The following is a 7,400-nucleotide window of genomic DNA, read 5'->3' on the forward strand; positions in this document are numbered from 1 at the left end:
AAACCTGGTTCTACTATTGTTGAAGCAACAAGTGGAAACACTGGTATTGGACTTTCATGGGTAGGTGCTGCTAAAGGGTATAAAGTCGTCATCGTTATGCCTGAAACTATGAGTGTAGAACGACGTAAGATCATCCAAGCCTATGGTGCTGAACTCGTCCTTACGCCTGGTAGCGAAGGAATGAAGGGTGCTATTGCCAAAGCTCAAGAAATCGCTGCTGAACGTGATGGTTTCCTTCCTCTTCAATTTGACAACCCAGCAAATCCAGAGGTACACGAAAGAACAACAGGAGCTGAAATACTAGCTGCTTTCGGTAAAGATGGACTAGATGCCTTTGTTGCTGGAGTGGGTACCGGTGGAACAATTTCTGGTGTTTCTCATGCACTCAAATCAGCAAATTCAAGTATTCAAGTTTTTGCAGTAGAAGCAGATGAATCTGCTATTCTATCTGGTGAAAAACCTGGTCCTCACAAAATTCAAGGTATCTCAGCTGGATTTATTCCTGATACACTTGATACAAACGCCTATGATGGTATTGTTCGTGTAACATCAGATGATGCTCTTGCACTCGGACGTGAAATTGGTGGAAAAGAAGGCTTCCTTGTAGGGATTTCTTCAGCTGCAGCTATCTACGGAGCCATCGAGGTTGCCAAAAAATTAGGTACAGGTAAAAAGGTCCTTGCTCTAGCACCAGATAACGGTGAACGTTATCTCTCTACAGCACTCTATGAATTTGAAGTTTAGTCTCCTAAATACAATTGGCCCTTATTATAGGGCTTTTTATTTTTACCTTGAAAATAGGAAGTTCTCCCTATAAGGATCGACTGCATAGAAAAAAGGAAGCAAATTTACTTCCTTTCTATAATTAGTTATTCAAGGCTGCTGCCATTGTAGCTGCAACTTCAGCTTCAAAGTCGTTTGCAGCTTTCTCAATACCTTCACCAACTTCAAAGCGAGCGAACTCAACTACTGAAGCGTTAACTGATTCAAGATATGCTTCAACTGTCTTGCTGTCATCCATGATGTAAACTTGTGCAAGAAGTGTGTAAGCTTGGTCAACTTTAGTATTGTCAAGCATGAAGCGATCCATTTTACCTGGGATGATTTTGTCCCAGATTTTTTCTGGTTTGCCTTCTGCAGCCAATTCAGCTTTGATGTCAGCTTCAGCTTGAGCAATAACATCATCAGTCAATTGTGCTTTTGATCCATATTTCAAGTGTGGAAGAGCTGGTTTGTTAACCATTGCACGGCTTTCGTTATCTTGGTCGATAACGTGGTTCAATTGTGCCAACTCATCTTTAACGAATTGTTCATCTAATTCTTTGTAAGAAAGAACTGTTGGTTTCATCGCTGCGATGTGCATTGACAATTGTTTAGCAAGTGCTTCGTCTCCACCTTCGATTACAGAGATAACACCGATACGTCCACCGTTGTGTTGGTAGGCTCCGAAGTGTTGTGCATCTGTTTTTTCAATCAAAGCAAAGCGACGGAATGAGATTTTTTCTCCGATAGTCGCTGTTGCAGATACGTATGCAGCTTCAAGAGTTTCACCTGAAGGCATTGTCAAAGCAAGAGCTTCTTCGTTATTAGCTGGTTTTCCTTCAACGATTGCTTTAGCTGTTGCGTTTACCAACTCAACAAATTGAGCGTTTTTCGCAACGAAGTCAGTTTCAGCATTTACTTCAACAACTGCTGCAATGTTACCGTCAACATAAACACCAGTCAAACCTTCTGCAGCAACACGGTCAGCTTTCTTAGCTGCTTTTGCCATACCTTTTTCGCGAAGCAATTCAATCGCTTTTTCGATATCGCCTTCCACTTCAACCAATGCTTTTTTAGCGTCCATAACACCAGCACCAGATTTTTCACGCAACTCTTTAACAAGTTTAGCTGTAATTTCTGCCATTTTGATTCTCCTATATTTTTTAAAAATAGGAGAGCCGGGCTAAGCCCCGCCCTCCTAGGTAATTACTATTTATTATGAATTAAGCGTTGTCGCCTTCTACAACTTCAACGATTTCTTCAATTGAATCTGCTTGAGTTTCTGAAGCTGCAAATTCTGCTTCAACTGCTACTGCATCCTCACCTTGACGTCCTTCGATGATAGCGTCAGCCAATTTAGCTGTGATCAATTTAACAGCTCGGATAGCATCATCGTTAGCTGGGATGATTACATCGATATCATCTGGATCAGTGTTTGTGTCAACCATCGCTACAACTGGGATTCCCAATTTTTTAGCTTCTTTAACAGCGATTTGCTCTTTATGTGGGTCAACTACGTACATCACATCTGGGATACGAGGCATATCTTCGATACCACCCAAGAATTTTTCAAGACGTGCACGTTGTTTGTTAAGAAGTGCAACTTCTTTCTTAGGAAGAACTTCGAAAGTTCCATCTTCTTCCATACGTTTGATTTCTTTCAAACGAGCGATACGTTTTTGGATTGTTCCCCAGTTTGTAAGAGTTCCACCCAACCAACGATGGTTGATGAAGTATTGACCTGAACGTACTGCTTCTTCAGCAACTGCATCAGCTGCTTGTTTCTTAGTACCAACGAACAATACAACTGCATCGTTAGCTGCCGCATCACGCATGAAGTCGTATGCTTGGTCAGCGTATTTTACAGTTTGTTGCAAGTCGATAACGTGGATTCCGTTACGCTCTGTAAAGATGTATTTAGCCATCTTAGGGTTCCAGCGACGAGTTTGGTGACCAAAGTGTACACCAGCCTCAAGAAGTTGTTTCATTGAAATTACTGCCATGAGTATTTCTCCTTTTTGTTTTTTTCCTCTTCTTGACTTCAACTCGCAAAACGACCCAAGGGCAACTGCTTCACAATTCATCAAGAATGATTATTATCGTTCACACGACAATTTTTATTCTACCATACTTTTTCGATATTTTCAAGCTATTTTGATGGGATTTTTAATAGTTATTGTCCCTGGTAAAAACTGAAAAAGAGGGCTCTATTCGAGTCCCTCTGTAATTAGTCTGCATAAATATATGTCACAAAACCTTCAGAAGTCGTTGTTGGATTAAACCATCCACGGTGGTTTCCAAGTGTGCGATTACCTGCATAGTTTGATTCTGATACTTGAATACGTGTTGTTGATTCAACAGCTGTAACAACCGCTACGTGTCCATATCCACCATCGTTCCAACATGCAATTGCTCCAACTTGAGGGGTTGAACCTGTACGGAAACCTGCTGCTGCTGCACTTGTGGCCCACTGTGCTCCATTACCCCAATAGTCTCCAGCCCAAGGTGCTAATGTTTTAACTCCCCAGGTACATTCTCCAATTGGATAAGTTGAGGCATCCGTGTTATATGTTGGACGTACTTTAGCCTGAACAGGTGCTACTACAGATTCAGATACTGCTTGTACCTGTGCTGTTAGGTTTGTATTACCTGAAGCAAGTACTGATTGTTGTTGGCTAGCTTGTTTTTCTTTATAAGCTGCTTCTGCTGCCGCAGCTGCACGTGCCTCTGCCTCAGCTGCTGCTTTTTGTTCCAATAGACTTGCTTTTTCCCCTTCAGCTGTCGCTTTCTCAGCAGCAAGACTCAATTCAGCAGCTTTTAGTTCTGCCTGTTTAGTAGTCAATGCTTGAGCATCATCTGCCAATTTTTGTTGATTGGCAATTACAGTATTGATTGCTTCATTGTTTGCTACTTGTTTTTCAGAAATAGCTTTTTTATCTGCCTTTTGTTGTTCCAACATTTTGTTGTTGGCAGATACGATTTCACTCATTGCAGCAACACGTGAAATAGCTTCTGTAATTGATTTTGAGTTTACAATGGTATTGATATAGCTAGTTGCGGCTCCATTTGTTTGAGCACTACGAGCTTGTTTTTCCAAAGATTGGTTACGAGAAACAATGTTTTTAGAAAGTTCTGTAATCTCACCCTCGAGTTTCTTAGATTCTGCTTGTAATCTATCATTTTCAGATTGCAAGTTAGATTGCTCTGCTTGAATAGCAGATACTTGCTCCTGAATTTGATCAACTTGTTTTTGTGCTTCTTCTTGTTGTGCTGTTAAGTTACTAATTTTATTATCTTGAGCAGCAATTTTGTCATCAGTCGTTTCTGCATGGGCAGTCGTCAATACTGCTGCCTGGGAAACCATTACTGTACTTAATAAAAGCGAGGCTAAGATTTTTTTCTTCATGGTTAATAAATACTCCTTCTGTTTAAGACAATACTAGTATACCAAAAAAAACTCCAATAAATATTACGCCTTTGTTACATTTATATGTCGTTCTTATAGATAATATTTTTCAAAAATAAATTGAAAAACAATAATCCATAAAAAATTTAAAATCATCGTCGGTACCAAGCTATAGACTATAAAAATCGACATGTTATCCACTGTCAGCCCTACCATAAAAGCCAAAAGATAACTACCCATTTCAAACAGGAAGGTCAGGACAATCATAGAGAGCATTCGTGTCCAACGATTCAACAAAATAACACTATTCAATTTATGAAGAAAGGCTCCCAATAAGATAAATAAGAGAGTTGCAATCCCTATTAGATGGAAAAAGTAAACATCGTAAACCAAGCCTATCACAAAACAATAGACTAGGTAGAGATACTCTGATACTTCTATCGTCTCAAACAAGAGAAATAGAAACAGAAAATGACTAGCTAAATGTACATGGGGGAAAAATGAGCCCAGAAGCTGGCTAATATGGGCGTCAATTAGAACAAAGAAAGGGAGCAATAAAAACACTCCAACCCGCTTCAACTGTCTCATTATGAATTCCCCACTAATTCTATCACATCCACATTATGAGTATCTGCACTCAATTTAACAGTTACTTCTCGTGTCAAATAGTCTGTACTATGCGTTGTGGCAACCACTTCACCAACAGGAATATCCGTAACGTTAAAGTTTCCTAATCCACCCGTTGTCACCTTATCGCCTGTACTAATATCGCTATTACTATTTAATTGACTAATTTTAAGAACTTCATTTTCCTTGTCGTAGCCAACAATAATTCCATAAATTGTAGTAGTGCCGTGTTGAATTTTAACAGAAATCTTATCAGTATTTTCCGTATTTGTCAGAAGGTTGACCATAGTAGAGTTGTCCTCCACTTTTGAAACACTCCCAATCAAGCCACCATTTGCAATAGCTAACATGTTCTCAGAAGCACCTTTTGATTTCCCTGCATCTAAGGTCAACTCCTGCTTCCAAGATACCGGAGAACGCATAATAACATCTGCTGCTAAAGTCTTTGTGGCTTGCAATTTAGACTTCATATCAAGCAATTGACGCAGTTGTTCATTTTCCGTCTTTAAACTTTCCGCCTCATTTGATTTGACTTCTAACTGGTAAATCTGTTTCTTCAAACTTTCATTTTCATTATATGTTCGTGTCAAATGAGCCAAATCTGATTTGACAGAATCAAACCACTGAAAAGGTTTTTGTACAACCCTATCAACCAATGAGATTCCATCTCCTAATTTTGTCACAATTGTACTTGAATAAGTCGTCGCTAAGAGAGCTGATACAAGCAGAACAGTGACAAAAACAATAATGACATATTTTGATTTTTTAAAACGGTTCATATCCCTACCTTTATATCAAGAACTGTTACAGTAACTTTTTTATCAATTCCTGAAAGCTACTAAGATTTTAAGAAAAATAAGCAACAACCAAGTACGATAATAACAAGAATAGTCAGCGTATCCTTTCGAGTCCATTCCAATTGTCGGTATTGACTTCTACCTTTTCCTCCCTGATAACCACGCGCTTCCATGGCGATAGCCAAGGAATCTGCACGTTTTAAACTTGTCGCAAAAAGAGGAATCAAAATGGGAATCATAGCCTTTACTTTTTGAACGATGCTTCCTTCACCAAAATCCACTCCACGCGCTTTCTGTGCATTCATAATCCGCGTCGTATCGTCCATTAAGGTTGGGACAAAACGCAAACTCATGGACAGCATCAAACCGATTTCATGAACTGGAACTTTCACACGCTTTAAAGGCGCTAACAAAGCTTCGACAGCTGATGCCAAACTTAAGGGCATGGTTGTTAAGGTTAACAAAGTTGAAAAGAAAATAATCAATACAAAGCGACAAAAAATAATTCCAGCTTGTTGCAAAGCATAATCCGTGATTCTCACAAACGAAAACTCAAATAAAACATTCCCATTAGAAATGAAAAACAGTTGAAAAATAGTTGTGAAGGCAATCAAGAAAAACATAGATTTCAAGCCCTGAATAAAGAATGAAAGAGATACTCCGGACAAGGCAATAAAGATCCCTGTCGCTATAAAAAGAATTAGATTCGTCAAAGGGTTATTAGCCCAAAAAACGATTAAAATCAGTAGCATCATAGCCAGTAATTTGCTACGTGGATCCAATCGGTGAACAATCGAATCCCCTGGGATATAACGCCCCAAAATCATACTATCCATTTAGCGACTCCTTGAACTCCTCTATCTTAATCGGTAATCGTTTAAATGACACGCCTCTATCCGCCAATCGTTTACAAAAGGCAGTAATTTTAGGTACTCCCAACTGCACTTCTTCCATAAAGACAACATCTTGAAAGACATCACTTGGCTTACCACCCTTAACTAGACGTCCCTTTTCCATCACATAGACTTGATTCGCATATTCAGCAACATCATCCATCAAATGCGTTACCAAGACAATGGTCATCCCTGACTGGTGGAGTTTTTTGAACAAATTCATCAACTCTTTTCTACCCAGAGGATCCAGGCCTGCTGTGGGTTCATCTAAGACTAATACAGCTGGCTCCATGGCAAGTATGCCTGCAATGGCCACACGTCTCATTTGTCCCCCTGACAGCTCAAACGGGCTACGATTTAAAAGTGATTCATCAATTCCAACCAGAGCCAGTTTCTCACGCGCAATCTTCTCCGCATCTTCTTCAGAAACTCCAAAATTTTGCGGTCCAAAAGCAACGTCTTTCAAAACCGTTTCTTCAAAAATCTGATTTTCAGCAAACTGAAATACCAAGCCAACTTGTTTTCTAATTTGACGAATATCTTTATTTTTAGAAGTCGAGGTGATTAAGGTATCAAAAACTCGCACACTCCCTTGACTTGGAACCAATAAACCATTTAAGAGTTGTAAAATAGTTGATTTACCACTACCTGTGTGCCCAATTAAAGCCGTATAAGAACCATCTTCAATCGTCAAAGAAACATCCGACAAAGCTGTTGAAGCTAAGGGAGTCCCTTCTTGATATATAAAATTCACATTTTCTAGAGCAATTCCCATAGCTTATCCTCTAGCTCACTTTCTGTCAAATAATTTTCAGGTAAATCATAGCCATTCTGGCTCAAAGAATGTTTTAATTGATTGGCAAAAGGATCGTCTAATCCAATTTGATCTAAATCATTTCGAGAGAAAAGTTCTCT

8 protein-coding genes and 1 pseudogene are annotated in these 7,400 nt (G+C 39.3%); 1 reads left to right on the top strand and 8 read right to left on the bottom strand.

The window, feature by feature from the left end:
- On the top strand, positions 1 to 744 hold a 744-nt coding region (locus WKI42_RS08855), incomplete at its 5' end, for a PLP-dependent cysteine synthase family protein (RefSeq protein ID WP_368081721.1).
- A gap of 121 nt (positions 745 to 865) precedes the next feature.
- On the opposite strand, the gene tsf is transcribed toward WKI42_RS08855, so the two are convergent.
- The 8 genes and pseudogenes from tsf to WKI42_RS08895 all read right to left on the bottom strand — a co-directional run.
- Positions 866 to 1,906 (bottom strand): translation elongation factor Ts, encoded by a 1,041-nt coding sequence (gene tsf / locus WKI42_RS08860; protein WP_173234333.1) that lies wholly within the window; start codon positions 1,904 to 1,906, stop codon positions 866 to 868.
- Positions 1,907 to 1,985: 79 nt separating this feature from the next.
- Positions 1,986 to 2,765 (bottom strand): 30S ribosomal protein S2, encoded by a 780-nt coding sequence (rpsB, locus tag WKI42_RS08865; RefSeq protein WP_000268466.1) that lies wholly within the window; start codon positions 2,763 to 2,765, stop codon positions 1,986 to 1,988.
- 224 nt (positions 2,766 to 2,989) lie between these two features.
- Positions 2,990 to 4,168 (bottom strand): peptidoglycan hydrolase PcsB, encoded by a 1,179-nt coding sequence (gene pcsB / locus WKI42_RS08870; protein ID WP_173306562.1) that lies wholly within the window; start codon positions 4,166 to 4,168, stop codon positions 2,990 to 2,992.
- 93 nt (positions 4,169 to 4,261) lie between these two features.
- Positions 4,262 to 4,756 (bottom strand): rod shape-determining protein MreD, encoded by a 495-nt coding sequence (mreD, locus tag WKI42_RS08875; protein ID WP_083977808.1) that lies wholly within the window; start codon positions 4,754 to 4,756, stop codon positions 4,262 to 4,264.
- Entirely contained in the window at positions 4,756 to 5,574 is an 819-nt protein-coding gene (mreC, locus tag WKI42_RS08880; protein WP_173306563.1) for a rod shape-determining protein MreC, read from the bottom strand. Before mreC ends, mreD begins: the two co-directional genes overlap by 1 nt.
- Positions 5,575 to 5,633: 59 nt before the next feature.
- Positions 5,634 to 6,428, bottom strand: a complete 795-nt coding sequence (locus tag WKI42_RS08885) for an energy-coupling factor transporter transmembrane component T family protein (protein WP_042751848.1) — start codon at positions 6,426 to 6,428, stop codon at positions 5,634 to 5,636.
- Positions 6,421 to 7,260 carry an energy-coupling factor transporter ATPase gene (locus tag WKI42_RS08890; protein ID WP_173306564.1) on the bottom strand — a complete coding sequence of 280 codons (840 nt, stop codon included), beginning with the start codon at positions 7,258 to 7,260 and terminating at the stop codon, positions 6,421 to 6,423. The genes WKI42_RS08885 and WKI42_RS08890 overlap by 8 nt, the downstream gene beginning before the upstream one ends.
- Positions 7,245 to 7,400: pseudogene (locus tag WKI42_RS08895) on the bottom strand (energy-coupling factor transporter ATPase); the annotation flags it as partial. The gene WKI42_RS08890 and the pseudogene WKI42_RS08895, both read right to left, overlap by 16 nt.

Origin of the sequence: Streptococcus pseudopneumoniae, assembly GCF_038148935.1 — a bacterium.
Lineage (GTDB): Bacteria > Bacillota > Bacilli > Lactobacillales > Streptococcaceae > Streptococcus > Streptococcus pseudopneumoniae_U.